A 23982-nucleotide genomic window follows, 5' to 3' on the forward strand; every position below is an offset into this window, starting at 1 on the left:
TGTCCGGTTAACGGAAGGCGATGCCATGACCCACCTCCTGCACCTCGACGCGAGTGCCCGGCGCGCGTCGATCAGCCGCGAGCTCAGCGCCGACTACGCCGCGGCCTGGCGCGTCGCCCACCCCGGCGGCGCCTACACCTACCGCGACCTCGCGGCCGACCCCGTTCCCCTCATCGACGAGGCGTGGACCGAGCTCTGCGACGCGGCGCTCGTCGCGGGGGAGACCGACCCGGCGCGGCTGTCCGTGCTGGCCCGGACGCCCGAACAACGGCGGGCCTGGGGCGTCGTGGAACCGCTGCTGAACGAGGTTCTCGCCGCCGATGTGATCCTCATCGGCACGCCCATGTACAACTTCTCCGTGCCGGCTTCGCTCAAGGCCTGGCTCGACCAGATCACCTTCCCGCGGATGTCGCTGGCGCCCCGGACCTTCGTCGTCGCCTCCGCCCGCGGCGGCGCCTACTCGCCCGGTGCGCCGCGCGAGCCCTTCGACCACGAGGAGCGGTACCTGCGCGACTTCTTCGCCGGCCACTTCGGTGTGACCGATGCGGTCTTCGTCGCGAGCGAGCTCGCCAACTCCCGCGTCGACCCCGCGCTCGCGCACCTGCGCGACGCGCACGACGCCTCGCACGCCGCCGCCGTCGCGGACCTGCGCCGGCTCGCGACCGATCGCGGCCGGGCCGGCGCCGGCGAGGTCGTCCGATGAGCTGGCTGATCCTGGGGCTCGCGGGCCTCGTGGAGATCGCGTGGTCGCAGACGATCAAGCCCACCGCGAACTTCACCCGGTTGTGGCCGACGGTGCTGTGCATCGTGCTCGGGGTGCTCGCCGTGTACCTGCTGGCCCGCGCGATGCGGACCCTGCCGGTGGGCACCGCCTACGCCGTCTTCACGGGCATCGGCGCGCTGGGCGCGATCACGCTGGGCATCGTCGTGCACCGGGACCCCGTGACGGCGGGCCGGATGCTCGCGCTGTCGATGATCCTGGGCGGTGTGGTCCGGCGCGGATCACGAATCCGGAGTGACCGGGGCCGAGCGGTAGGATCACCACCCGTGAATGCTGCGCCCGTGACTGCACCCCTGGACGACTGGGTCTCCCGCCTCGCGGATGAGGCCGTGGCCTTCGCCGAGCGGAACGGGACACCCGTGAAGGTGGCCTCGGGGATCTCCCCGTCGGGGCCGATCCACCTGGGGAACCTCCGCGAGGTGATGGTGCCGCACCTGGTGGCCGACGAGCTGCGCCGCCGCGGCCTGCAGGTCGAGCACATCATCTCCTGGGACGACTTCGACCGCTTCCGCAAGGTTCCGAACGTCCCCGGCGTCGATTCCTCCTGGGAGCAGCACATCGGTAAACCACTGACACGCGTTCCGGCGCCGCACGGCTCCGATGCGGAGAACTGGGCCGAGCATTTCCGGCGCGAATTGCAGGGCGCGCTGGAGGATCTGGGCGTCGAGTACCGGGGAATCAGCCAGACGCAGATGTACACCTCTGGTGCATATGTCGATCAGGTGCTGCACGCGATGGCGCAACGCGGGCGCATTGATTCCATCCTCGAGCGCTATCGGACGCTCGACCGCGGAGAAACACCAGCGGCGGACGGGAATGCATCGGAAACGGACACGGAATCGGACGCCGATGCGGCGTCGGGAGCGGCGGAGGAAGCGGACGGATCGGGTGATTCCGGTTACTACCCGTACAAGCCCTACTGCTCGGTGTGCGGGACCGATTTCACCACGGTAACGGCGTACGACGACGATTCGACCGAGCTCACCTACGTTTGCCGGTGCGGACACACGGAAACGGTGATTCTTCGCGATCACACCGACGGGAAACTGGTGTGGAAGGTCGATTGGCCCATGCGCTGGGCCTTCGAGAAGATCACTTTCGAGCCCTCCGGTGTCGATCATCAATCGCCGGGGTCGTCGTTCGCCGTGGGCAAGGACGTGGCGCCGATCTTCGGCTGGAAGCGGCCGCTCGGCCCGATGTACGCGTTCGTCGGCATCCGCGGCATGGCCAAGATGTCGTCCTCGAAGGGCGGGGTGCCGACCGCCGCGGTCGCGCTGCGCTACCTCGAGCCGCCGCTGCTGCGCTGGCTGTACGGGCGCAAGAAGCCGAATCAGTCCTTCGACGTGGCGCTGGACGGCGACCTGCCCCGCACCTACGACGAGTGGGACGCGCTGGTCCGCAAGACGGCCGGCGACAAGGCACAGCCCGGCGACATCGCGGCGCACGCCCGGGCGGTGTCCGTGCTGGACACGAGGTCGCAGCAGCTGCGAGAGCTGCCGCTGACGCCCCGCCCCGTGCCGTACAAGACGCTGGCCTCCGTCGTCGACATCACCACCGGCGACGACGAGCAGACCCTGCGCATCCTGGCCGCGCTCGAGCCCGACCAGCCGCTGGACGAGCTGGCGCCGCTGCGTCCGCGGCTGGACCGCGCCACCGCCTGGGTGGCCGAGCAGATGCCGGCGGAGGAGCGCACCGTCGTCCGGAGCGAACCGGACGCCGAGCTCCTGGCGTCCCTCACGGACGAGCAGCGGGAGGGCCTGCGGCTGCTGCTGGAGGGCTCCGGCACCCCCGCCCCTGCCGGGCTCGGCCGGCTCGAGGACGACTGGACGCTCGCCGGAATCACGCACCAGGTGTACGGCGTCGCGAAGGTGCAGCGCGGGCTGGGCGCGGATCAGATCGTCAAGGGCGATAAGGAACTCGCCGCAGCGCAGCGCGCATTCTTCGTCCTGCTCTACCGCCTGCTGGTGAGTAGCGATACCGGTCCGCGGCTGCCCACGCTGCTGCTCGCGATCGGTGTGGAACGGGTGCGTGCGCTGGTGTCGTTCCAGTAGTACCGAATCGGTGAATTGCGCGCCGGCCGGCGCGATTCAACCGGAATGCGGCACCTTCTCGGTCGCGATCGTTACAGTATCGCGACAAATTTTCCGACGCCTCGAATCGAAACAATGTCAATAGTGTGTATACACTCGATTTGAACGACGCAATGGAACCATTACTTCGAGAAGGGGCCAAAACTATGGCGCGCAAGGTCACCGTTACGCTGGTCGACGACGTGGACGATACGCAGACCGCTGACGAGACCGTGGAATTCGGCCTGGACGGCGTCACGTACGAGATCGACCTGTCGTCCAAGAACGCCGCGAAGCTGCGCGGATCCCTGGAGGAATGGGTCGAGAACGCCCGCCGGGCCGGCGGCCGCAAGCGCGGTACGCGTGCCCTGGCCGCCCCGCGCGGCCGTACGCCGATCGACCGCTCGCAGAGCGCCGCGATCCGCGATTGGGCCCGCAAGTCCGGTTTGAAGGTCAACGACCGCGGCCGCATCAGCCAGGACGTGATCGACGCCTACAACGCGGCGAACTGACGCCCGTTCGACCCCACCCCGGCGCCCGGTGCGCCGGGGTGAGTCGTATCCAGGGCCGTTTCGCTCACGGCGGAACGGGGATCAAAACCCGCCGGGGGCGCGTTTGACCTGGTGTATCAGGATCCGACCAGTGGGCGACGGGGCCTGCGGGCCCCGGCTGCGGGGCACTGCCGACACCACCGCTGACCGGTCCGAACTACAGTGAGAAGACGTTGATGCAGACGGCTATCTGCGGGTTCGGCCTCGGCCGTTCCCCGAAGTAACCGGGATGTGAGGAAAATGGCCATGTTCGAGAGGTTCACCGACCGCGCTCGCCGCGTCGTCGTCCTGGCGCAAGAAGAAGCCAGGATGCTCAATCACAACTACATCGGCACCGAGCACATCCTCCTGGGTCTGATCCATGAGGGTGAGGGTGTGGCGGCCAAGGCCCTCGAATCGCTGGGCATCTCCCTCGAGGGTGTGCGCAGCCAGGTCGAGGAGATCATCGGGCAGGGCCAGCAGGCCCCGTCGGGTCACATCCCCTTCACGCCGCGTGCCAAGAAGGTGCTCGAGCTGTCGCTGCGCGAGGCGCTGCAGCTCGGCCACAACTACATCGGCACCGAGCACATCCTGCTCGGCCTGATCCGCGAGGGCGAGGGCGTCGCCGCCCAGGTCCTGGTGAAGCTGGGCGCCGATCTCAATCGGGTCCGCCAGCAGGTCATCCAGCTGCTGTCGGGCTACCAGGGCAAGGAGGGCGGTGGCGGCGAGCCCGCCGGCGCCGGCGCCCGGACCTCGGGTGGTGAGGCGGGCACCCCGTCGACCTCCCTCGTGCTGGATCAGTTCGGCAGGAACCTGACCGCCGCGGCGGCCCAGGGCAAGCTGGACCCGGTCATCGGCCGGTCCAAGGAGATCGAGCGCATCATGCAGGTGCTCTCGCGGCGCACCAAGAACAACCCGGTGCTGATCGGCGAGCCCGGCGTCGGCAAGACGGCCGTCGTCGAGGGCCTGGCGCAGGCGATCGTCAACGGCAACGTGCCCGAGACGCTCAAGGACAAGCAGCTGTACACCCTGGACCTCGGGTCCCTGGTGGCCGGCTCGCGCTACCGCGGTGACTTCGAGGAGCGCCTGCGGAAGGTCCTCAAGGAGATCGACACCCGCGGCGACATCATCCTGTTCATCGACGAGCTGCACACGCTCGTCGGCGCGGGTGCCGCCGAGGGCGCGATCGACGCCGCGTCGATCCTCAAGCCGAAGCTGGCCCGCGGCGAGCTGCAGACCATCGGCGCCACCACGCTCGACGAGTACCGCAAGTACATCGAGAAGGACGCCGCCCTGGAGCGCCGCTTCCAGCCCGTCCAGGTGGGCGAGCCGAGCGTCGAGCACGCCATCGAGATCCTCAAGGGCCTGCGCGACCGGTACGAGGCGCACCACCGCATCTCCATCACGGACAGCGCGCTGGTCGCCGCCGCCACCCTGGCGGACCGGTACATCAACGACCGCTTCCTGCCGGACAAGGCGATCGACCTCATCGACGAGGCGGGCGCGCGCATGCGCATCCGCCGGATGACCGCGCCGCCGGACCTGCGCGCCTTCGACGACAAGATCGCCGATGCGCGTCGCGAGAAGGAATCGGCCATCGACGAGCAGGACTTCGAGAAGGCCGCGTCGCTGCGCGACAAGGAGAAGCAGCTCATCGGCGAGCGCGCCGAGCGCGAGAAGCAGTGGCGCGCTGGTGATCTCGACGTGGTCGCCGAGGTCGACGAGGAGCAGATCGCCGAGGTCCTGGGCAACTGGACCGGCATCCCCGTGTTCAAGCTCACCGAGGAGGAGACCACCCGTCTGCTCCGCATGGAGGACGAGCTGCACAAGCGGATCATCGGCCAGGAGGACGCCGTCAAGGCCGTCTCGAAGGCGATCCGTCGTACCCGCGCGGGCCTGAAGGATCCGAAGCGCCCGTCGGGCTCGTTCATCTTCGCCGGCCCGTCCGGCGTGGGTAAGACGGAGCTCTCGAAGGCGCTCGCGAACTTCCTGTTCGGCGAGGACGACGCGCTCATCCAGATCGACATGGGCGAGTTCCACGACCGCTTCACCGCCTCGCGCCTGTTCGGTGCCCCTCCCGGGTACGTGGGCTACGAGGAGGGCGGCCAGCTCACCGAGAAGGTGCGCCGCAAGCCCTTCTCCGTGGTGCTCTTCGACGAGATCGAGAAGGCGCACAGCGAGATCTACAACACGCTGCTGCAGGTGCTCGAGGACGGCCGCCTGACCGACGGTCAGGGTCGCACGGTCGACTTCAAGAACACCGTGCTGATCTTCACGTCGAACCTGGGCACGTCCGACATCTCCAAGGCGGTGGGCCTCGGCTTCACCCAGGGCGATTCGGACGGCGGCAACTACGACCGGATGAAGCAGAAGGTCAACGACGAGCTCAAGAAGCACTTCCGGCCCGAGTTCCTCAACCGCATCGACGACATCGTCGTCTTCCACCAGCTCACGCGGGATCAGATCATCGAGATGGTCGACCTGATGCTGAACCGGGTGGGCACCGCGCTGAAGAACAAGGACATGGGGCTCGAGGTCAGCGACCAGGCCAAGTCCCTGCTCGCCAAGCGCGGCTTCGACCCGGTCCTCGGTGCCCGGCCGCTGCGCCGCACCATCCAGCGGGAGATCGAGGACGCGCTGTCCGAGAAGATCCTGTTCGGTGAGATCGGCGCCGGCCAGATCGTCGAGGTCGACGTCGAGGGCTGGGACGGCGAGGGCAAGGGCGAGGACGCGAAGTTCACCTTCGCCGGCAAGCCCAAGCCCGCGATCGACCTGGAGAAGTCCGACGACGGCGTTCCCGCCCTGGTGGCCGACGCCTCGTCCGCGACGACGCCCGGCGAGACCGCGTAGCGCGCCAGCGCAACCGACAGAGTTCCATCGAGGAGCCGTCACCCTTCGGGGTGGCGGCTCTTCGCGTTCTCGACGGTGCCGTCCCTGAGCCGGCCGATCTCCTCGCGCAGGGCGCGGACCTCGGCGGTGAGTTCGTCGACCTCCCGGTCGGTGCGGCGGGCGCTCGCGTCGACGGCCTTGAGCTGGTCGACGACCCAGCTGGTCGCGGTGCCGATCACGAAGCTGATGAGGCCGATGCCGACGACCATGAGCAGGAGGGCGACGAACCGGCCTTCCGTGGTCACGGGGTAGACGTCGCCGTAGCCGACGGTGGTGACGGTGACGGCCGCCCACCACAGGGCGTCGCCGTAGCCGGTGACCTTGGTGTCCGGGGCGCCGCGCTCGGCGTCGAGGAAGGCCAGGCTGCAGAGGAAGACGACCAGGACGGACGTGGTGCCGACGAAGACCGCGAGGCGTGCACGGGTGAGCCGCGATCGGTGCAGGCCGCCGAGGAGGAGCGGTGCGGCACGGAGTGCCCGGAGCGGGCGGAACGGCGGCAGCGCGATCGCGAGGAGGTCGATCGGGTGCGTCCGCACGAACCGCCAGCGGTCCGTCGACAGCCGCACCCGGATCGCGTAGTCGGCGACGAAGGCCGCCCAGATGGCGATGTCGGTCCAGTCCACGAGGTGGCGCATCAGCGGGCTCGGCGCCACGTCGAGCACCTGCACCGCGTAGACGGCGAGGAAGGCCAGTGCCAGGGCGATCATCACGGGATTCGTCCGGCGCTCCCAGAGTTGCCTGCGGGTCACCGGCGAAAGGTACTCCGAGCAGGGCCGTCTCCGCTGGGGAACCGCGCGCGTTGCGATCCGTGCAGTATGCAATAGCATCGCATCGGTATCTGGAGTTCAGGGTGGGGGTGGGCGATGCGCTGGGTCGTGCGGCGGTGGGCGTCCAGGGTGCTGCTGGTCCTCGCATCGTTGACCGCGCTCGCCACCATGGGGATCGTCGTCGACGAGGACGATCTCGGCGGCTCCCTGTTCCTCGTGGGCGTGGTCCTGTTCGTCGCCGCCACGGTCCTGCACTGCCGCCGACCGTCGCGGCTGTCCGCGCTGGCGATCTGCTACGCGGCGGGCCTCGCCCTGATCCTGCTCGTGATCCTGCTGGCGGTGACGATCGGCCCGCACCACGCAGGTACGGGCGGGCACTGGGGGTGGCGCGATGCCGCCGTGGGGATCGGGATGTCGTGCCTCATGGCCCTCGCGACCCTGATCTGGTGTCTCGGCACGGACCCGCCCGGCCGCGCGCTGCGCAGGGCGGCCATCCCGCTGATCGCGGGGATCGCCGCGAGCGCGGTCCCCGTCCCGGTGATCCACGACCGGGCGGCCGCCGTCGCGATGGTGGCGGCGCTCGTCGGGGTCGTCCTATGCGAGGTCCGCCCCGTGGCGGAGGAGTCGGAGGCGCCATAGGGCGCGCGAGCGGCGGCCGGATGGCGCGTGGGGGCCCGTCCGAAATTCGCTGGTGCCCGGATCGGCCGGGAACCACACTCGGAGTGTGCTGACCGACGAACAGGTGGAGGACTTCGTCCGCGACGGATACGCCGCGGTCCGCGGGGCGTTCAGCGCCACGACGGCGGCCGCGGCCCGGGACGTCCTGTGGGCGGAGATGGCACCGTCGGGCATCGACCGGGACGACCCGTCGACCTGGGACCGGCCCGTGATCAGGCTGGGCGAGCACGGCGAGGAGCCCTTCCGCGAGGCCGCGGCGTCGCCGCTCGTGGCGGAGGCGGCGGACCGTCTGGCCGGGGCCGGAAAGTGGGCGCCGCGAGTCTCGATCGGCACCTTCCCGGTGCGCTTCCCGTGTGAGGACGGCCCCGGTGAGGACGGCCCCGGCGACGACGGCTGGCACGTGGACGCCAGCTTTCCGGGCGAACAGCCGGAGGCCTTCCTGCACTGGCGGGTCAACGTGCGCAGCAAGGGTCGCGCGCTGCTCATGCTGTACCTGTTCTCCGACATCGGCGACGACGACGCCCCGACGCGGCTGCGCGTGGGCTCGCACCGGGCGATGGCGAAGATGCTGCAGCCCTACGGGGAGGAGGGGGCGGAGATGGGCGCGCTCATCCCTGAGTTCGCCGCGACCGAGGGGCTGCCGGAGGCATGGGCGACGGGAGACGCCGGCGACGTCTACCTCTGCCACCCCTTCCTCGTGCACGCCGCGCAGGCCCTGCTGCCGGGGCCGGGACGCGGCGCCCGGTTCCTCGCGCAGCCCGCACTGCTCGGGGCGCCCGCCGACCTGGACCGGCCCGACGAGGAACTCACCCCGGTCGCGCGGGCGATCGTCCTGGGCTGCCGCGGGTAAGGATCACGCCGAGTGGATCGGTGGCGCTCGGCGTCTGCCGTGCGCAGGCTCGGTGGACCCGGCCGCGGGGCGTGCCGGGCGGTGGTGTGGCGCGCACCGTCGGAAACGGCGGGAGTAGGTTGGCAGCATGACCGAGGCCGGATTCGATCAGCGCACGTTCCGACATGTGATGGGGCAGTTCTGCACCGGCGTCACGATCATCGCGACGTCCAACGCCGAGGAGAAGCCGGTCGGCTTCGCGTGCCAGTCGTTCGCCGCGTTGTCGCTGGACCCGCCGCTGGTGCTGTTCTGCCCGATGAAGACCTCGCGGACGTGGAAGCACATCGAGGCGTCGGGGAAGTTCGCGGTCTCCGTGCTGGGGCAGGAGCAGGAGTCCGTGAGCGCCGCGTTCGGCCGGTCGGTGGACGACAAGTTCGAGGGCCTGCAGTGGACGCCCTCGCCGCTCGGCAACCCGACGATCGACGGCTCGCTGACGTGGATGGACTGCACGCTCGAGAACGTGCTCGACGGGGGAGACCACCACATCGCGATCGGCCGGGTGCATCACCTCGGCGACGTCGACGACGCGAAGCCGCTCCTGTTCTACCGCGGCGCGTACCTCTCCACGAACCACCCGCAGCAGCACCCCGCGGCCAGCCTGGAGTCGTTCCTCACCTGGGACTCCGGCGCCTGGCTCTGACGCTCGGGCGCCGGCTGCCGGTGTGGGGGCGCGTGTTGCCGTGAGAGGCGATGCGTCACGCGCATGGCTCCGCGGAGCGACCTACGACCACCCCTACTGGCCGTAGGCGTACCGGAGGTCGACGAAGACGAGGGTGCTGATACGTCGGGCGACGTGACGGATGTACTCCGGCCCCGGGACGGGGTCCTCGGCGTACAGGACCCACTGCACGTCGGAGCCGCCGCCGCCGGGCTCGACGGTGAAGACCACGCGCAGGTCCGGGCGGTCGGGCCACAGCGAGGACCACTCGACCCGCGTCTCGCCGTCGGTGGACAGCACCGCCGGGGCTACCTCGTCGTCCGTCAGGCGCAGCCAGTGCCGGACGGTGCGCGGAACCGGCGCGGCCAGGTCCTCGCACACGAACCGCGGCGGCGCCGGAAGGTTCCGGCGCCGCGACGCGATCTCGTGCGAATCCCGTGCGGCTACTGCCCGGCCTTGCCCTGCACGTCGAGGACGACCTCGAACTCGAGCAGGTCGGCGCCCGAGGCGACGGGCTTGCGGCCCTCGCCGCCGCCGGGGTTGCGCTCGCCGGCGTGGGCCTCGCGGGCCGGGCCGTCGCGCCAGGCGGCGAAAGCCTCCTCGGACTCCCACTGCGTGACCACGAAATAGCGGTCGTCGCCCTTCACCGGGCGCAGCAGCTGGAAGCCCAGGAAGCCGGGCGAGTTCTCGACCGCGTGCGCGCGCTGGGCGAACCGCTTCTCGAGCTCGGGGCCCGCGCCCTCGGGGATGTGGATGGCGTTGATCTTCACTACCGACATGACCCGACGATACCGTCGCCCGACCCGGTAGGTTGGGCCGCGTGGATGAGTGTGTGGGCCTGAGAGATTGGGGTGGCCGCGAAGGAGCCGGACCGATCGTGCTGCTGCACGGCCTCATGGGCCGCGGCCGCACCTGGCGCCGGCAGATCCCGTGGCTGCGCCGCTACGGCCGCGTCTTCACCTTCGACGCCGAATTCCACCGCGGCCCAGGCTTTCCCGTGCCGCCGGACGACATCAGCACCGACCGCTTCGTCGCCGATGTCGCCGAGATCCTCACCTGCCTGGACCAGGGCCCGGCGACGCTGATCGGGCACTCCATGGGCGGCCTCCACGCCTGGTGCACCGCCGCCGAGTACCCCGAGCTCGTGCGCGCGCTCGTCGTCGAGGACATGTCGCCCGAGTTCACCGGTCAGTCCACCGACACCTGGGCGCCCTGGTTCGCCAGCTGGCCCGACCGCTTCGCCTCGCAGGCCGAGTGCGAGGCGCTGTTCGGGCCGGTCGCCGGGCGCTACTTCTACGAGGCCTTCGACGACGGTGCGCTCCACGGCGAACTCGACGTCTTCCGCGCCATCGCCGACCACTGGGGTCCGCGCGACCACTGGCCGCAGTGGCGGGCCGTGCAGGCGCCCACCCTGCTCGTCGAGGCCGAGTTCACCGTCGTGCCGCCCGGGGTGGGCGAGCGCATGGTCCGCTCCTACACCGGCCCCGACCTGCGCTACCTCAAGGTCGACGGTGCCGGCCACCTCGTCCACGACGACGCGCCCGGCGTGTACCGCGGCGCCGTCGAGGCGTTCCTCTCCGGGCTGGACTGACCGGTGCCCGAGGGCGACACCGTCCACAACCTGGCCGCGCGGCTGCGGCCGGTGTTGGAGGGGAAGGTGCTCACCGCCTGCGACATTCGGGTGCCGCGGTACGCCACAGTCGACCTGACCGGGCGCGAGGTGAGCGCCGTGACCGCGCGCGGCAAGCACCTGCTGATCGTCGCCGGGAACGCCGTGATCCACAGCCACCTGAAGATGGAGGGCGAGTGGCACGTGTCCCGTCCCGGCGAGCGCTGGCGCCGGCCCGCGCACACCGCCCGCGCGGTGCTCGCCGTCGACGGGGCGCAGGTGGTCGGGTTCTCCCTCGGAACGCTCGAGATCCTCACGCCCGCCGAGGCCGACGGTGCCCTCGCCCGGCTCGGGCCCGACCCGCTCGGCCCCGACTGGGACGCCGACCGCGCCGCGGCGAACCTCGCGGCCGAGCCGGAGCGCCCCGTCGGGCTCGCGCTGCTGGACCAGACCGTGCTCGCCGGGGTGGGCAACGTCTACCGCAACGAGCTCTGCTTCCTGCGCGGCGCGCATCCGGCGACGCCGGTCGGGGAGTGCGGCGACCCGCTGGCCTGGGCCGACGGTGCCGCGCGGCTGCTGCGGGCCAACCTCGGGCGCACGCGTCGGGTGACGACGGGCGTCGACCGGAACGGCATGCACGCCTTCGTCTACGACCGCGCGCGGCGCCCCTGCCTGCGCTGTGGGACGGCGATCGTCGCGGGCTCCCTCGGCGGTTCGGGCGAGGCGGAGCGGGCGATCTGGTGGTGCCCGCGCTGCCAGCCGCAATCCGCTAACTAACTAGTTGGTTGACAGTTGGCGGAATCGGCTCTAATCTTTCAACTAACCAGTTAGTTGAATCGAAGGAGAACGAGATGTACCAGGTCAGCGATCAGTCGGGCAGGACCTTCGTGGTCACCGGGTCGAACAGCGGAACGGGTAAGGAGGCGGCCAAGCGGCTCGCCGCGGCGGGCGCGACCGTGATCATGGCGGTCCGCACGCCGGAGAAGGGGGAGGCCGCGCGGCAGGAGATCCTGGCGGAGGTACCCGGTGCCGACCTCGCGGTCCGGCGCCTCGACCTCGCGGACCTGGCGTCCGTGCGGGCCTTCGCCGACGGCATCGTCGCCGACGGTGTCGCGGTCGACGTCCTCGTCAACAACGCGGGCGTCATGACCCCGCCCGAGCGCTTCGAGACCGCCGACGGCTTCGAGCTGCAGTTCGGCTCGAACTTCCTCGGCCCGTTCGCGCTCACCAACCTCCTGCTGCCCGTGCTGCTCCAGTCCGCGGCGCCGCGCGTCACGACGATGAGCTCCGGCGTCGCCAACTTCGGCCGCATCGACTTCGACGATCCGCAGTCGCTGCGGAAGTACTCCCCGACCCGCGCCTACGGCCAGTCGAAGCTCGCCGACCTGCTCATGGCGAACCACCTCGCCGCGGAGAGCGAGCGCCGCGGCTGGGGCCTGCTCAGCGACGCCGCGCACCCGGGGTACACCCAGACCAACCTGCAGACCGCGGGCGCGAGCCTCGGCGCGGGCAGTGAGCGCGAGTCCGTGGTCACCCGCTTCGCCGGCCGCTTCCTGCCCTCGCAACAGCCCGAGCAGGGCGCCGAGCCGCTGCTGCTCGCCGCGAGCGATCCGCAGGCCCGCAACGGCGAATACTACGGCCCCCAAGGACGATTCGGCCTCGTCGGCGCGCCGGGCGTGACCAAGAAGAACGCACGAATGCGGGACGCCGACGTCGCCGCGAAGCTGTGGAAGTACGCTGCCGAGGTGACCGGAACCGACCTGCCGCGCGATGCCGCCCGCGCCTAAGCAACAGCGCGACGCCGCCGCGACCCGTGCCCGGCTCCTCGATGCCGCGACCGTCGAGTTCGCCGAGCACGGGCTCGCGGGCGCGCGCGTCGACCGGATCGCCGCCGCGGCCGAGGCCAACAAGCAGCTGATCTACGCCTACTTCGGCAACAAGCGGCAGCTCTTCGACGCCGTCATCGAGGGCCGCGTCGCGGAGCTGCTGGAGACGGTGCCCTTCACCGCCGAGGACCTGCCCGGCTACGCCGTGCGGCTGCGCGGCTTCAACCGTGCGCACCCCGAGCTGATGCGGCTCGTGCTCTGGCACACGCTCGAGTGCCCGGGGGAGCTGTTGGAGCTGGAGTTCACGTCGGACTCGAACGCGAAGAAGATCGCCGCCCTCCAGGCCGCACAGGATGCGGGCGCGGTCACCGCGGCGACGCCCGCGCCGACGCTGCTCCTCGAGGTGCTCGCTCTCGTGCACGGCGACATCCTCACCGGGGGCAGCGAGGCCGTGGAGGTCATGCTCGACGACGATGCGCTCGCGGCAGCCGTGCGGCGGCTCACCGCGCCGTAGGCCCGGTCGCGGGCCCGGGACTCAGTCGCGCGGCGGCAGCTCGCAGCCGTCGGGACCGCACGCCTCGGCGTCGTCGCCGCCGATGACGGTGAGCGGCTCCTCACCGCGGGCCTTCGTCAGCGCCTCGGTGAAGACCTCGGGCGGCTGGGCGCCGGAGACGGCGTACTTGCCGTCGAAGACGAAGAACGGGACGCCGCCGATGCCGATCCGCTTGGCGGTCTCCTCGTCGGCGCGGACCGCGTCCGCGTAGGCGGACGGGTCGTCGAGCACCGCGCGGGCGGCGGCACCGTCGAACCCGGCGGACTCGGCGATGGCGACGAGGCGGTCGCGGCTGCCGAAGGCGGGCGTCGGCTCGGCGAAGTTCGCCGCGTAGAGCGCGTCGAGCAGCGCCTCCTGCCGGCCGAGCTCGAGGGCCCAATGGAGCAGGCGGTGCATGTCGAAGCTGTTGCCGCTGTCGCGGCCGTCGACCTGGTAGGGCAGGCCGAGCTGCTGCGCCTGCGCGCCGAGCCCGCGCTCGTTCGCGGCGGCCTGCGCCTCGCTGATGCCGTACTTGGCGGCGATCCGCGGGATGACGGGCTCCGAATCGCCGGCGGTGGGGTCCAGCTCGTAGGAGCGGTGGATCACCTCGACCTGGTCGCGCTGCGGGAAATCCGCGAGCGCCTCCTCGAAACGGGCCTTCCCGATGTAGCAGAAGGGGCAGTTGATATCGGTCCAGACGTCCACGCGCATGAAAGCTTCAACCGTCGGCGGCCCGCGGTGATTCCGTGCTCCGCGTCACGAACGGGTGGAGGTACTCCCCGTGTCGTCTGATCAGGGGAATCTCACCCGTGGGCGTTGTCGGGTCGTCGCCCGGCCGCGATCATGGGATTCGACTTGATCGGATGGGAGAAGACATGCAACGTCTCGTATCTCGCGGTACCGCGGTGGCTCTGCTCGCGGCCGCGGTCCTCGCCGGTGCGGCGCAGCCCGCCAACGCGGCGCGGAATCCGTACTTCCCGAACGGCGCGGTGAACTGGTGCCAGGGTGGACAGGCTCCCGGGTACGGCGGCGCGCGGTACTGCCTAGGGAAGCCGTACTCCGACGGGAGTTTCTACGCGCAGTCCTGGAGTCTCACGTCGGCGGGCATCTTCGCTCCCGGCGTGTGGCACGCGACCGCCTCGTGTTCGGTCCGCATCGGTGGATCCATCCAGGGCGGGAGCCCGAACGGCCGACCGTCCTGCGGCGGAGGGCCGCAGTTCATCGACGTCCGGTGACGCGGGCGGTCGCATGTCCATGCCATGTGACCGCCCGCGTCCTCACACGGCGTAGGTGACGCCCGTGAGCTTCTCGGAGACGGCCCACAACTCGGCCCACTTGGCCTGATCCTTCGAGACCGCGGTGCTGGAGCACTTGCCCACCGGGCCGCGGGACTGGAAGAGCTGCGTCGGCCCCCACCACGGGTGCGGGTCGAGGTCAGGATCGGTCGCGGCCAGGATCAGCGACTGCGCGGCCTTCGCCGGCGGGTTCGCCAGCATCGCGACGGCGGGCTTCATCACGAGATCCAGCGGGGTGTCCGTGCGGGCGAACAGCCCGGTCGGCGAGACGCCGGGGTGCACGTAGTACGCCTTCTTCTCGGAACCCGCGGCCTCGAACCGGCGCTGCAGCTCGCGCGCGAACATCATGTTCGCGAGCTTGCTCTGCCCGTACGCCTCGGTGCGCAGGTACTTCCGGTTCTCGTAGTTCGGGTCGTCCATGCGCCAGCGGTAGTTCTGCCGGTGCGCCACCGACGAGACCGCGACCACGCGGTCCGTCAGCCGGTCGAGCAGCAGGCCGGTGAGGGCGAAGTGCCCGAGGTGGTTCACGCCGAACTGCATCTCGAAGCCCTGCTTCGTGCGGCGCAGCGGGATGTTCATCAGGCCGGCGTTGTTGACGAGCACGTCGACCTCGGCGGTGCGGTCGGCGAAGGCGCGCACCGAGTCCAGGTCCGCGAGGTCGAGCTGCTCGACGGTCACGTCGCCGTCGATGCCGTCGGCGATGCGCTGGGCGCCCGCGACGTCGCGGCACGCCATCACGACGCGGCCGCCGGTGGCGGCGAGACTGCGCGTCACGACCTCGCCGAGGCCGCCGTTCGCGCCGGTCACTACATAGGTGGTCATGGCGGCCAGCCTACGAGGCGGTCGCGGCGCGTGCCCCACGGCCGTACCGCTCCCGCGCCTGCGCGGGCGTGACGATGCCCGCGGGCTCGTCGCTCTGGGCGAAGTGGCGGCGCAGGATCCCGCCCGTCATGGGCGCCACCAGCCCGCCCAGCCGGACGGTGCCCGCGGCGTGCTGGGCCGAGGCGGCGCGGACCGCGAGGCGCACGGCGAGCGGATAGGCGACGTCGACGACGCCGGGCTGATCGAAGCCGCCCATCTCGCGCATCCAGGCCGGCAGGGTCGCGATCGTGGCGGGAGCGATGAGCGCGCCGCCCATCCGCAGGCGCGCGCCGCGATCCCGCGGGCGCAGCAGGTAGTGCATGCCGGTGCGGGCGCGCTCGGTGAGCGCGAGCGTCGGCCGGACGCGCGCGAAGTACTCCCGCACCTCGTCGCGCGAGGTGGGCACGTCGGCCGGGTCGCAGGTCTGCAGCTCCGCGGCGACGACGCAGTCGCGCCAGTACCGCGCCTCCTCGTCGGCGGTGAGCGGCCCGGGACCGTACATCTCGTAGCACTTGAGCACCGAGTGCCAGCCGGTCACGTGGATCCACAGCTGCGAGGCCGGGTTGTTGGCGCTGTACCGCTTGCCGGTGATCGGCTCGATGCCGGTGGCCTTGCGGTGCACGTCCATGAGGTGCTCGGAGGCCTCGATCGCGGTCTTGGAATCCGCGGTGGCGACGAGGAGGAAGTAGGCGAGCGTCCGGTCGAGCCGGCCGAACGGGTCGGTGTAGATCCCCGCCGAGTCCGCGACCGCGGCGGTGAGGTTCGGGTCGAAGTGTTCCAGCACCACCGAGCGCTGGAAACCGATGAGTGCGGTGGGCGAGGCCCACACCTTCCACGTGGGCGAGTCCGGACCGAAGAATCCCTGGTCGGTGACGCGCAGCGGGCCGTCTGAGAGCTTCATGGCTCGAATCTATCACCAATTCCTACAGCTGTGAATAAAAACATCCGTCACCCCTCGCCGGCGAGCGCGAAGCGTCCGTCCCCCGTCTGCTCGATCAGCCCGTCCACCAGCAGCGAGTCCAGCGCGCGGTCGCGCTGCGCCGGATCGCGCTCCCACGCCAGGTCGAGCGCGGCGCGGGGGACGGCACCGTCGGCCCCGCGGAGCACGTCGAGGAGCCTCCCGCGCGCCTGTCGGTCGGTGCCCTCGTACTTCTGCACCTTCCGCGGCGCGACGGTGCCCGCCGGCGCCCCGGCCGCGAGCCAGGCGCAGTCGGCGTGGATCGGGCACTCGCCGCAGCGCGGCGACCGCGCGGTGCAGACCAGCGCACCCAGCTCCATGAGCCCGGCCGAGAGCCGCGTCCGGCGGTCCGCGGGCACGGTCTCCAGGGCCGCCGTCGCCGCCGCCAGGTCGCGCTTGGCCGACGGTGCCGCCGCGTCCGAGTCGCCGTCCGCGGCGCGGGCGAGGACCCGCCGCACGTTGATGTCGACGACCGGCACGTCCTGGCCGAAGGCGAAGCACGCCACCGCGCGGGCGGTGTAGTCGCCCACGCCGGGCAGCGACAGCAGCTCGTCGACGTCGGCGGGGACGGCGCCGTCGAACCGCTCGACGAGGGCCTGCGCGCACGCGTGCAGCCGCATCGCCCGGCGCGGGTAGCCGAGCTTGCCCCAGGCGCGCACGGCGTCGGCGCCGGTGGCGGCGGCGAGATCGGCCGCCGTGGGCCAGCGCTCCATCCAGGCGCGCCAGACGGGCTCGACCCGCACGACGGGCGTCTGCTGCAGCATCACCTCGCTGACCAGGATCGCCCACGCGCCGACGTCCGGCGCCCGCCACGGGAGGTCGCGCTCCGCGGCGTCGAACCAGCCCAGCACCGGTGTGAAATCCGGGACAGAATCCGCTCCGGTGTCTCGCGTCGACGTCACGAAGTGCATTATGGACCCATGCCCACCTCGACTCCTCCCGGCGCCTGGCGCGCCCTCCGTGAAGGCAACCAGCGCTTCGTCGAAGGCGCGCCGGCGCACCCGAACCAGGGCGCCAGCCGCGTGGCGGAACTGGCGAGCGGACAGCAGCCCACCGCGGTGCTGTTCGGCTGCGGCGACTCCCGCGTCGCCGCCGAGGTGATCTTCGACCAGGGCCTCGGCGACATGTTCGTGGTCCGCACCGCCGGCCACATCATCGACGCCGCCGTCCTCGGCTCGATCGAGTACGCCATCGAGGTGCTCAAGGTGCCGCTCATCGCGATCCTCGGGCACGACAGCTGCGGCGCCGTCGCGGCCACCGTGAACTCGATCGACACCGGCACCATGCCGCCCGGCTACATCCGCGACATCGTCGAACGGCTGACCCCGTCGGTGCTCGCCGGCCGCCGCGAGGGCCTGTCGGACGTCAACGACATCACCGCGCAGCACGTCATGGAGACCAGCTGGCTGCTGATCGAGCGTTCGCGGATCATCGCCAAGGGCGTCGAGGAGGGCCGGGTCGCGATCGTCGGCCTCACCTACGAGCTCGCCGAGGGCAAGGTGCACCTGCGCGGCTCCGTCGGCGACATCGGCGAGGCGGCCACGTCGCCCTTCCAGGCCGTCCGGCCGGAGTGATCCGTACCGATTCGTGACACGCCGCCGCAGGTCAGCGGCGTGAGGTCGGGGAAACGTTACGGTTGAGGCGTGCTTGAGCCCAACGGACCCCTGCCGCCCGAGATCTACTGGCGCCGCCGCGTGCTGGCCGCCGTCTTGGCGCTGTTCGCGGTGCTCGTCGTGGTGCTCCTGATCGTCTTCGTCGGTGGCGGCAAGGACTCGTCGCAGAACGCGGCGGCGACCTCGTCGACGCCGGTCACCACGTCCGACCTGCCCCCGTCGCAGGCGCCCGACGGTGCCGACCCCTCCGCCGGGAACAACAACGGCGGCGGCACGGGCGGGGCCGGCGGCTCGGGCGCGCCCCAGTCCGGCGCACCGGCTTCGGGTTCCGCTTCGGCCTCCGCCAGCTCCTCGGGCGGCGGCGTCCCGACGCCCGGCGCGGTCGTCGCCGGCGGCCCCTGCCCCGACGCCAACATCTCCGTGGTGGTCGGCGCCGACAAGCCGACGTACGCGCTCGGCGAGCAGCCGACCTTCGAGGCGACCGTGACGAACGCCGGCCCGGTGGCCTGCTCGCGCGACATCGGTTCCGGCCAGCAGCAGCTGATCGTGCTCACCCTCGACGGCAGCAAGCAGCTGTGGACCAACTTCGACTGCACCTTCCAGCCCGGGATCAAGAACGAGGTGCTGCAGCCCGGCCAGCAGCTGCGCTACAAGCTGCAGTGGGCCGGCACCACCTCGGCGCCCGGCTGCCAGGCGCAGCGCGTCCCCGTCGCGCCCGGCGCCTACCAGGTGGTCGCGCAGCTCGGCGCCAAGCGCAGCGCGCCGGTCACCTTCAACATCGTCCGGGCGGCGCCCACGCCGGAGGCCGGCGCCGACGCGGGAACCGGCACCGGCAACTAGCCGCGCGGAACCCGCAGCGGCTCAGAAGCGCTCGACCGAGGCCTCGGCGAGGCGGGAGAGGCCCTCGCGGGCCTGCCGCGCACCGTCGGACCCGATACCGGGGACGGCCTGCAGATCGGCGGCGGAGGCGGCGAGCAGCGTCTGCAGCGAGCCGAACGTGGCGACCAGTGCTTCGACCTGCGAGGGGCGCAGCCGCGGGATCGAGCCGAGCAGGCGATGTCCGCGCGGTGAGACCGGCTCGTCCTGCGCCTCGACGGTGCCCGAGAAGCCCAGGGCCGCAGCGATGGTGGTGGCGGCGAGCAGGTCCGCATCGCTGAGCGTGTCGATGCGGGCGACGGCGGCGTCCACGGAGTCGCCGTCGCCGAGGTAGTCGCGCAGTACGGGCTCGCGGAGCGAGATCGACTCGCCCAAAAGGTCTTCCAGCTGCAGCGCGATCTGCCGGCCCGAGGTGCCGAGCTCCAGCACGTGCTGCTCGATCTCGACGGCCAGGCGTCGCACCAGCTCCAGTCGCTGCACGACGAGCGCGACCTCGTGGACGGTCACCACGTCCTCGATCTCCGCGCGGGAGAGCTGCGTGAGCACCTCGTCGAGGCGGTGGGCGTACCGCTCGAGCGTGGCGATCGCGAGGTTGGCGCGGGAGAGGATGGGCGCCGCGTCGTCGACGAGGTGCCGCACCCCGCCGACGTAGGCGTGCACGATCGACATCGACGCGCTCACCGAGATCACCGGGTAACCGGTCTGGATCGCGGCACGCTCGGCCGAGCGGTGCCGCGTGCCCGACTCCTGCGTGGGGATCGCGGGATCCGGCACGAGCTGCACGTTCGCCCGCACGATCCGGCTGCCGTCGGTGGAGAGCACCACCGCGCCGTCCATCTTCGCCAGCTCCCGCAGGCGGGTGGGCGCGAACTCGACGTCCAGGTGGAAGCCGCCGTCGCAGATGCCCTCGACCGCGTCGTCGTAGCCCAGCACGATGAGCGCGCCCGTGCGGCCGCGGAGGATCCGCTCGATCCCGTCGCGCAGCCCGGTGCCCGGGGCCACCCGGATCACGGTGTCGCGGAGCGACGCGTTCCCGCCGAACGCGGCTTCGAGGTCCATAGCGGTAGGTTAGCGCTCCTTCTTGCCGCTCGGCGCCAGGGAGCCCAGACGGAGGGCGTCGGCCAGCGTCGCCGCCTCGCCGATGTGGATGCCGTCGACCTTGAGCTTCTGCCCGTCGGGCGAGGGCGGCACGATGGCGTGGGTGAAGCCGAGGCGGGCGGCCTCCGCGAGGCGCCGCTCCAGGCCGGTCACCCGTCGCACCTCGCCGGCCAGGCCCACCTCGCCCAGCACGACGGTGTTCGGGCGCAGCGCCTTCTCGACCGCGCCGGACGCGACGGCCAGCGCCAGCGCGAGGTCGGCCGCCGGCTCGGTGATCTTCATGCCGCCGACCGTCGCCGCGTAGACGTCCTTCTGCGGCAGGTTCTCGATGCGGCCGTGCTTGGTCAGCACGGCCAGGATCATCGCCACCCGGGCCGAGTCCAGGCCGGAGACGGCCCGCCGCGGCGAGGGCAGGGGAGTGGGCGTCACGAGCGCCTGGAGCTCGCCCAGCATGGGCCGCTTGCCGTCGAGGCCGACGGTGACCGCGGTTCCGGCCGCGGCCTGGTCGCGGTGGTGCAGGAACAGGCCCGACGGGTCCGTGACCTCGACGATGCCGGACTCGCGCTGCTCGAAGCAGCCCACCTCGTCGGAGGCGCCGAAGCGGTTCTTGATGCCGCGCACCATGCGCAGCGTGGAGTGCTTGTCGCCCTCGAAGCTGAGCACCACGTCCACGAGGTGCTCCAGCGAGCGGGGGCCGGCGACGGCGCCGTCCTTGGTGACGTGGCCGACGAGGATCACCGCGATGCCGGAGGCCTTCGCCAGCGACGTGAGCGTCGTCGTGATCGCGCGGACCTGGGTGACGCCGCCGTGCACCCCGTCGACGCCGGACGCCGAGAGGGTCTGCACCGAGTCGACCACCATGAGGGTCGGCGCGATCTGCTCGACGTGGCCGAGCACCGTCCCGAGGTCGGACTCCGCGGCGAGGTACAGCTGATCCGAGAGGGCGCCGGTGCGCTCGGCGCGCAGCCGCACCTGGCCCGCGGACTCCTCGCCCGTGACGTACAGGGACTTACCGCGGCCCGTGGTGGCCCAGCGGTGCACGACCTCGAGCAGCAGCGTCGACTTGCCGACGCCGGGCTCGCCCGCGAGCAGGATCACGGAGCCGGGGACGATGCCGCCGCCGAGCACCCGGTCGAGCTCGCCGATGCCGACGGGCAGCGCGCGCGTCGAGTTCGGGTCGATCTTCGTGATCGGGACCGCGGGGGTCTTCGGGAGCGTCAGCCCGACGTTGGCCGCCGGGCCGGAGCCCGCGGCGCGGGCGGGCGCGCCCTCCTCCATCGTGGACCAGGCGCCGCACGACGGACAGCGGCCGACCCACTTGGCCACGGTGTGGCCGCACTCGGTGCAGGTGTACTGCACCTTGGCTCGTGCCATGAAGTACCGAGGGGCCTAGTGGCCGCCGGTGCCCTCGCCCGCACCGTGCTCGCCACCCTCGGTGGGGGTGATGCCAGCGGCGGAGGCGGGGGCGGCGCCGGCGTCGATCGGGACGTCGATCGGCAGCGAGCCGGCCTTCTCGAGGTGGAACCAGAGCTTGTTGGTCAGGCCCGGACGCCAGTTCGCGTCGACGGGCACGGAGACCGTGAGGCGGGTGATGCCGGCGGCCTTCGTGTCACTGCCCGCGGGGGCGGTGCCGTACAGCGAGCCGTTGGGCGCGAGGGTGGTGTCGCCGCCGATGGTGGCGAAGCGACCCTTCTCGTCCGAGATGCCCTTGAGCTTGTCGCCCTGGTGCGCGTTCAGGTTGGTCAGCACGAAGGCGAGCTTGCCCTGGCTGCCCGACACCGGGTACAGGACGTGCACGTCGCTGAGGGTGATCTTCTGATCCACGAAGGTCTGGTTGGCGCCGTTGATCGCGGCCACCTGGTTCGCGGTCTGCGAGATCTGGCCCGCGCCGCAGGCGGACACCGAGAGCAGGGCGCCGGCGGCGAGCAGGGCGCCCGCGACGGTGGTGGCGGTGCGGCGGGTCGAGACGGTGCGTGCGGACACGGTTCCTCCAGTTTCCTCCCCGTGCGCGGCGACACCCGCGTGCGGACGGTGCTGAGTATGTCACCACGCAGCGTAGTAGAAGGCGGGTCGGCCCGTGCCGCCGGGCGGCAAGTAGGGCGCGAGTACTACGCGCCGTCGTGCACTCCGCCGGTTGCCGGAACCTGCGGAGAACATCCACGGCTTCGTTTGTCAAGCCCAGGACGAGTCCTGACCTGCGACGTTGCCTCGCAGCCCGAATTCGCCCCGTGTTATCCTGGTCATATCGAAAGGGGCAAGGATCAGATGATTTTCAAGGTCGGAGACACCGTTGTCTACCCCCATCACGGTGCCGCACTGATCGAAGCTATCGAGATCAAGACCATCGGTGGACGTGAGCGCGAGTACCTCGTGCTCAAGGTCGCACAGGGTGATCTGACGGTCAAGGTTCCCGCTGAGAACGCCGAGGTCGTCGGCGTTCGTGACGTGGTCGGCCAGGAGGGCCTGGACAAGGTCTTCCAGGTGCTGCGCGCGCCGCACACCGAGGAGCCGACGAACTGGTCGCGCCGGTACAAGGCGAACCTCGAGAAGCTCGCGTCGGGCGATGTGAACAAGGTGGCCGAGGTCGTTCGCGACCTGTGGCGTCGGGAGCAGGATCGTGGCCTGTCGGCCGGCGAGAAGCGCATGCTGACGAAGGCCCGCCAGATCCTCGTGGGTGAGCTCGCGCTCGCCGAGGCGACGGACGACGGCAACGCCGAGTCCCGTCTGGACGAGGCGCTGGCGGCGGCCTCCTGACCGTCGTCGCGCTGGTCCCCGCCGCTGGGCAGGGGACACGCCTGGGGCTGAACATCCCCAAGGCCTTCGTGACTCTGAAAGACCGTTCACTGCTCGAAAGGGCAGTGGACGGTCTTTTGGCGTCCGGGGCCGTCGACGAGGTGGTCGTGATGGTGCCGCCGGACATGATCGAGCGGGCCCGGGAGCTGGTGCCGCGGGCACGCGTCGTCGTGGGCGGGGCGGAGCGCACCGACTCCGTCCGCGCGGGCCTCGCCGCCGCGGGATCGGCCGACCTGGTCCTGGTGCACGACGCGGCCCGGCCGCTGACGCCCGGCCCGATGATCGAGCGGGTGGTCGCCGCGCTGCGCGCCGGAGCCTCCGCCGTGATCCCCGTGTTGCCCGTCGCCGACACCATCAAGCGGGTCGGGCCCGACGGTGCCGTCGAGGCCACCGTCGACCGGGCCGACCTGCGCGCCGTGCAGACGCCCCAGGGCTTCACCGCCGCGGCGCTGCGCGCGGCCTACGACGCCGCGCCCGGCGCGCTCGCCACCGACGACGCGGGCCTCGTCGAGCGCGCGGGCGGCACCGTCGTCACCGTTCCGGGCGATCCCCTCGCCATGAAGATCACCACCGCCTTCGACCTGCGGGTCGCGGAAGTCCTTGTGCAGGAGCAGAGATGATCATTCCCCGCGTCGGCATCGGCACCGACGTCCATCCGTTCGAGCCGGGCCGAGAGTGCTGGATGCTCGGTCTCCTCTTCGACGGTGACGGCTGCTCCGGCCACTCCGACGGTGACGTCGCGGTGCACGCCCTGTGCGACGCCCTGCTCTCCGCCGGCGGCCTCGGCGACCTGGGCACCGTCTTCGGCGTGGGGCGCTCCGACAACGTCGGGATCACGGGCGCTCAGATGCTCACGCACGTGCGCGGGCTGCTCTCCGGTGCCGGCTTCGTCGTGGGGAACGCCGCGGTGCAGCTGATCGGGAACCGGCCCAAGGTCGGGCCGCGGCGGGACGAGGCGCAGCAGGTGCTGAGCGGGCTGCTCGGCGCCCCGGTCTCCGTCTCCGCCACCACCACCGACGGCCTCGGCCTCACCGGCCGCGGCGAGGGCGTCGCCGCCATGGCGACGGCCCTGGTCTACGCCGCGGGCTGAGCTCGGGACGGCACGTCACGGGCGCCCACCGGGGCGGGATGTGTGTCGATCGCAGAGGCCATGCGTCGCGCGCATGGCCTGAATATATGCAGGTCGGCCGCATTTTGCTGCGGCCTGCCGTGCGCGGCACGCATGCCCCTCCGTCTGGCGGGCGCGATACCCCGTGGTGC

27 protein-coding genes are annotated in these 23982 nt (G+C 71.4%); 17 read left to right on the plus strand and 10 right to left on the minus strand.

The window, feature by feature from the left end; translation table 11 throughout:
* The first annotated feature begins 25 nt into the window (after nucleotides 1-25).
* The 4 genes from WFK95_RS02550 to WFK95_RS02565 all read left to right on the plus strand — a co-directional run bounded on the left by WFK95_RS02550 (nucleotide 26) and on the right by WFK95_RS02565 (nucleotide 6230).
* Nucleotides 26-703, plus strand: coding sequence for an FMN-dependent NADH-azoreductase (locus WFK95_RS02550; protein ID WP_336669790.1), 678 nt, complete (start codon nucleotides 26-28; stop codon nucleotides 701-703).
* Nucleotides 700-2832 carry a lysine--tRNA ligase gene (gene lysS / locus WFK95_RS02555; protein ID WP_336669791.1) on the plus strand — a complete coding sequence of 711 codons (2133 nt, stop codon included), beginning with the start codon at nucleotides 700-702 and terminating at the stop codon, nucleotides 2830-2832. The genes WFK95_RS02550 and lysS overlap by 4 nt, the downstream gene beginning before the upstream one ends.
* 185 nt (nucleotides 2833-3017) lie before the next feature.
* Nucleotides 3018-3362: a histone-like nucleoid-structuring protein Lsr2 gene (locus WFK95_RS02560; protein ID WP_224645969.1), complete on the plus strand. Its 345-nt coding sequence runs from the start codon at nucleotides 3018-3020 to the stop codon at nucleotides 3360-3362.
* A gap of 285 nt (nucleotides 3363-3647) precedes the next feature.
* Nucleotides 3648-6230 carry an ATP-dependent Clp protease ATP-binding subunit gene (locus WFK95_RS02565; RefSeq protein WP_224645970.1) on the plus strand — a complete coding sequence of 861 codons (2583 nt, stop codon included), beginning with the start codon at nucleotides 3648-3650 and terminating at the stop codon, nucleotides 6228-6230.
* Nucleotides 6231-6268: 38 nt separating this feature from the next.
* Here the strand turns inward: WFK95_RS02565 and WFK95_RS02570 are convergent, their stop codons facing one another.
* On the minus strand, nucleotides 6269-7018 hold the full coding sequence (locus WFK95_RS02570) for a potassium channel family protein (RefSeq protein WP_224645971.1): 750 nt from the start codon (nucleotides 7016-7018) through the stop codon (nucleotides 6269-6271).
* A gap of 114 nt (nucleotides 7019-7132) precedes the next feature.
* Between WFK95_RS02570 and WFK95_RS02575 the strand changes: the two genes are divergently transcribed.
* From WFK95_RS02575 to hsaB, 3 genes are all read left to right on the plus strand, one after another.
* Nucleotides 7133-7675, plus strand: coding sequence for a hypothetical protein (locus WFK95_RS02575; protein WP_336669792.1), 543 nt, complete (start codon nucleotides 7133-7135; stop codon nucleotides 7673-7675).
* 85 nt (nucleotides 7676-7760) lie between these two features.
* The gene (locus WFK95_RS02580) at nucleotides 7761-8564 is read left to right on the plus strand and encodes a phytanoyl-CoA dioxygenase (protein ID WP_336669793.1); all 804 of its coding nucleotides are present in this window, start codon (nucleotides 7761-7763) and stop codon (nucleotides 8562-8564) included.
* A 127-nt stretch (nucleotides 8565-8691) separates the two neighbouring features.
* A complete protein-coding gene (gene hsaB / locus WFK95_RS02585; protein ID WP_336669794.1) occupies nucleotides 8692-9243 on the plus strand; it encodes a 3-hydroxy-9,10-secoandrosta-1,3,5(10)-triene-9,17-dione monooxygenase reductase subunit in 552 nt (183 codons plus the stop codon).
* Nucleotides 9244-9336: 93 nt separating this feature from the next.
* Here hsaB and WFK95_RS02590 read toward each other — a convergent pair whose 3' ends face one another.
* Both WFK95_RS02590 and WFK95_RS02595 read right to left on the minus strand, forming a co-directional pair.
* Nucleotides 9337-9642 (minus strand): hypothetical protein, encoded by a 306-nt coding sequence (locus WFK95_RS02590; protein ID WP_336669795.1) that lies wholly within the window; start codon nucleotides 9640-9642, stop codon nucleotides 9337-9339.
* Between the two features lie 62 nt (nucleotides 9643-9704).
* The gene (locus tag WFK95_RS02595; protein ID WP_224645976.1) at nucleotides 9705-10040 is read right to left on the minus strand and encodes an antibiotic biosynthesis monooxygenase family protein; all 336 of its coding nucleotides are present in this window, start codon (nucleotides 10038-10040) and stop codon (nucleotides 9705-9707) included.
* 95 nt (nucleotides 10041-10135) lie between these two features.
* Between WFK95_RS02595 and WFK95_RS02600 the strand changes: the two genes are divergently transcribed.
* From WFK95_RS02600 to WFK95_RS02615, 4 genes are all read left to right on the plus strand, one after another.
* Nucleotides 10136-10852, plus strand: coding sequence for an alpha/beta fold hydrolase (locus tag WFK95_RS02600; RefSeq protein WP_443081522.1), 717 nt, complete (start codon nucleotides 10136-10138; stop codon nucleotides 10850-10852).
* A gap of 3 nt (nucleotides 10853-10855) precedes the next feature.
* Complete coding sequence (locus WFK95_RS02605; RefSeq protein ID WP_336669797.1) at nucleotides 10856-11647, plus strand: Fpg/Nei family DNA glycosylase; 792 nt, start codon at nucleotides 10856-10858, stop codon at nucleotides 11645-11647.
* A gap of 74 nt (nucleotides 11648-11721) precedes the next feature.
* Entirely contained in the window at nucleotides 11722-12657 is a 936-nt protein-coding gene (locus tag WFK95_RS02610; protein ID WP_336669798.1) for an SDR family oxidoreductase, read from the plus strand.
* The gene (locus WFK95_RS02615; protein WP_336669799.1) at nucleotides 12641-13210 is read left to right on the plus strand and encodes a TetR/AcrR family transcriptional regulator; all 570 of its coding nucleotides are present in this window, start codon (nucleotides 12641-12643) and stop codon (nucleotides 13208-13210) included. Before WFK95_RS02610 ends, WFK95_RS02615 begins: the two co-directional genes overlap by 17 nt.
* 21 nt (nucleotides 13211-13231) lie before the next feature.
* Here WFK95_RS02615 and WFK95_RS02620 read toward each other — a convergent pair whose 3' ends face one another.
* Nucleotides 13232-13939, minus strand: coding sequence for a DsbA family oxidoreductase (locus WFK95_RS02620; protein ID WP_224645980.1), 708 nt, complete (start codon nucleotides 13937-13939; stop codon nucleotides 13232-13234).
* Between the two features lie 164 nt (nucleotides 13940-14103).
* On the opposite strand from WFK95_RS02620, the gene WFK95_RS02625 reads away from it, so the two are divergent.
* Nucleotides 14104-14463 carry a hypothetical protein gene (locus tag WFK95_RS02625; RefSeq protein WP_224645981.1) on the plus strand — a complete coding sequence of 120 codons (360 nt, stop codon included), beginning with the start codon at nucleotides 14104-14106 and terminating at the stop codon, nucleotides 14461-14463.
* A 42-nt stretch (nucleotides 14464-14505) separates the two neighbouring features.
* On the opposite strand, the gene WFK95_RS02630 is transcribed toward WFK95_RS02625, so the two are convergent.
* Genes WFK95_RS02630 through WFK95_RS02640 form a run of 3 tightly spaced genes read right to left on the minus strand, consistent with a single transcriptional unit; the run spans nucleotide 14506 to nucleotide 17253 of the window.
* On the minus strand, nucleotides 14506-15345 hold the full coding sequence (locus tag WFK95_RS02630; RefSeq protein ID WP_224645982.1) for an SDR family NAD(P)-dependent oxidoreductase: 840 nt from the start codon (nucleotides 15343-15345) through the stop codon (nucleotides 14506-14508).
* A 10-nt stretch (nucleotides 15346-15355) separates the two neighbouring features.
* The gene (locus WFK95_RS02635) at nucleotides 15356-16285 is read right to left on the minus strand and encodes an oxygenase MpaB family protein (RefSeq protein WP_224645983.1); all 930 of its coding nucleotides are present in this window, start codon (nucleotides 16283-16285) and stop codon (nucleotides 15356-15358) included.
* Nucleotides 16286-16332: 47 nt separating this feature from the next.
* The gene (locus tag WFK95_RS02640; protein WP_443081515.1) at nucleotides 16333-17253 is read right to left on the minus strand and encodes an A/G-specific adenine glycosylase; all 921 of its coding nucleotides are present in this window, start codon (nucleotides 17251-17253) and stop codon (nucleotides 16333-16335) included.
* Nucleotides 17254-17262: 9 nt separating this feature from the next.
* Here WFK95_RS02640 and WFK95_RS02645 point away from each other — a divergent pair, with 9 nt between their 5' ends.
* Together WFK95_RS02645 and WFK95_RS02650 are read left to right on the plus strand one after the other, a co-directional pair.
* The gene (locus WFK95_RS02645) at nucleotides 17263-17916 is read left to right on the plus strand and encodes a carbonic anhydrase (RefSeq protein ID WP_224645985.1); all 654 of its coding nucleotides are present in this window, start codon (nucleotides 17263-17265) and stop codon (nucleotides 17914-17916) included.
* A 69-nt stretch (nucleotides 17917-17985) separates the two neighbouring features.
* Nucleotides 17986-18795, plus strand: a complete 810-nt coding sequence (locus WFK95_RS02650; protein WP_336669801.1) for a BsuPI-related putative proteinase inhibitor — start codon at nucleotides 17986-17988, stop codon at nucleotides 18793-18795.
* Nucleotides 18796-18816: 21 nt separating this feature from the next.
* Here WFK95_RS02650 and disA read toward each other — a convergent pair whose 3' ends face one another.
* From disA to WFK95_RS02665, 3 genes are read right to left on the minus strand one after another with little or no spacing between them, the layout of a single operon-like run.
* Nucleotides 18817-19890, minus strand: coding sequence for a DNA integrity scanning diadenylate cyclase DisA (disA, locus tag WFK95_RS02655; protein ID WP_336669802.1), 1074 nt, complete (start codon nucleotides 19888-19890; stop codon nucleotides 18817-18819).
* Nucleotides 19891-19899: 9 nt separating this feature from the next.
* Nucleotides 19900-21303, minus strand: coding sequence for a DNA repair protein RadA (gene radA / locus WFK95_RS02660; RefSeq protein ID WP_336669803.1), 1404 nt, complete (start codon nucleotides 21301-21303; stop codon nucleotides 19900-19902).
* 15 nt (nucleotides 21304-21318) lie between these two features.
* On the minus strand, nucleotides 21319-21912 hold the full coding sequence (locus WFK95_RS02665) for a hypothetical protein (protein ID WP_224645989.1): 594 nt from the start codon (nucleotides 21910-21912) through the stop codon (nucleotides 21319-21321).
* A 282-nt stretch (nucleotides 21913-22194) separates the two neighbouring features.
* On the opposite strand from WFK95_RS02665, the gene WFK95_RS02670 reads away from it, so the two are divergent.
* The 3 genes from WFK95_RS02670 to ispF are packed head-to-tail and all read left to right on the plus strand — an operon-like array spanning nucleotide 22195 to nucleotide 23812.
* A complete protein-coding gene (locus tag WFK95_RS02670; protein WP_068523712.1) occupies nucleotides 22195-22683 on the plus strand; it encodes a CarD family transcriptional regulator in 489 nt (162 codons plus the stop codon).
* A complete protein-coding gene (gene ispD / locus WFK95_RS02675; protein WP_336670136.1) occupies nucleotides 22680-23342 on the plus strand; it encodes a 2-C-methyl-D-erythritol 4-phosphate cytidylyltransferase in 663 nt (220 codons plus the stop codon). Before WFK95_RS02670 ends, ispD begins: the two co-directional genes overlap by 4 nt.
* Nucleotides 23339-23812, plus strand: coding sequence for a 2-C-methyl-D-erythritol 2,4-cyclodiphosphate synthase (gene ispF, locus WFK95_RS02680; protein ID WP_336669804.1), 474 nt, complete (start codon nucleotides 23339-23341; stop codon nucleotides 23810-23812). Before ispD ends, ispF begins: the two co-directional genes overlap by 4 nt.
* The last annotated feature ends 170 nt before the right edge of the window (nucleotides 23813-23982 follow it).

It is taken from the genome of Tsukamurella sp. USMM236 (assembly GCF_037148755.1).
Lineage (GTDB): Bacteria > Actinomycetota > Actinomycetes > Mycobacteriales > Mycobacteriaceae > Tsukamurella.

Coding starts and splice junctions, on each gene's coding strand:
- WFK95_RS02550 (WP_336669790.1), top strand. CDS start 26: ATGACCCACCTCCTGCACCTCGACGCGAGTGCCCGGCGCGCGTCGATC.
- lysS (WP_336669791.1), top strand. CDS start 700: ATGAGCTGGCTGATCCTGGGGCTCGCGGGCCTCGTGGAGATCGCGTGG.
- WFK95_RS02560 (WP_224645969.1), top strand. CDS start 3,018: ATGGCGCGCAAGGTCACCGTTACGCTGGTCGACGACGTGGACGATACG.
- WFK95_RS02565 (WP_224645970.1), top strand. CDS start 3,648: ATGTTCGAGAGGTTCACCGACCGCGCTCGCCGCGTCGTCGTCCTGGCG.
- WFK95_RS02575 (WP_336669792.1), top strand. CDS start 7,133: ATGCGCTGGGTCGTGCGGCGGTGGGCGTCCAGGGTGCTGCTGGTCCTC.
- hsaB (WP_336669794.1), top strand. CDS start 8,692: ATGACCGAGGCCGGATTCGATCAGCGCACGTTCCGACATGTGATGGGG.
- WFK95_RS02595 (WP_224645976.1), bottom strand. CDS start 10,040: ATGTCGGTAGTGAAGATCAACGCCATCCACATCCCCGAGGGCGCGGGC.
- WFK95_RS02610 (WP_336669798.1), top strand. CDS start 11,722: ATGTACCAGGTCAGCGATCAGTCGGGCAGGACCTTCGTGGTCACCGGG.
- WFK95_RS02615 (WP_336669799.1), top strand. CDS start 12,641: ATGCCGCCCGCGCCTAAGCAACAGCGCGACGCCGCCGCGACCCGTGCC.
- WFK95_RS02620 (WP_224645980.1), bottom strand. CDS start 13,939: ATGCGCGTGGACGTCTGGACCGATATCAACTGCCCCTTCTGCTACATC.
- WFK95_RS02625 (WP_224645981.1), top strand. CDS start 14,104: ATGCAACGTCTCGTATCTCGCGGTACCGCGGTGGCTCTGCTCGCGGCC.
- WFK95_RS02630 (WP_224645982.1), bottom strand. CDS start 15,345: ATGACCACCTATGTAGTGACCGGCGCGAACGGCGGCCTCGGCGAGGTC.
- WFK95_RS02635 (WP_224645983.1), bottom strand. CDS start 16,285: ATGAAGCTCTCAGACGGCCCGCTGCGCGTCACCGACCAGGGATTCTTC.
- WFK95_RS02640 (WP_443081515.1), bottom strand. CDS start 17,253: ATGCACTTCGTGACGTCGACGCGAGACACCGGAGCGGATTCTGTCCCG.
- WFK95_RS02645 (WP_224645985.1), top strand. CDS start 17,263: ATGCCCACCTCGACTCCTCCCGGCGCCTGGCGCGCCCTCCGTGAAGGC.
- disA (WP_336669802.1), bottom strand. CDS start 19,890: ATGGACCTCGAAGCCGCGTTCGGCGGGAACGCGTCGCTCCGCGACACC.
- radA (WP_336669803.1), bottom strand. CDS start 21,303: ATGGCACGAGCCAAGGTGCAGTACACCTGCACCGAGTGCGGCCACACC.
- WFK95_RS02670 (WP_068523712.1), top strand. CDS start 22,195: ATGATTTTCAAGGTCGGAGACACCGTTGTCTACCCCCATCACGGTGCC.
- ispF (WP_336669804.1), top strand. CDS start 23,339: ATGATCATTCCCCGCGTCGGCATCGGCACCGACGTCCATCCGTTCGAG.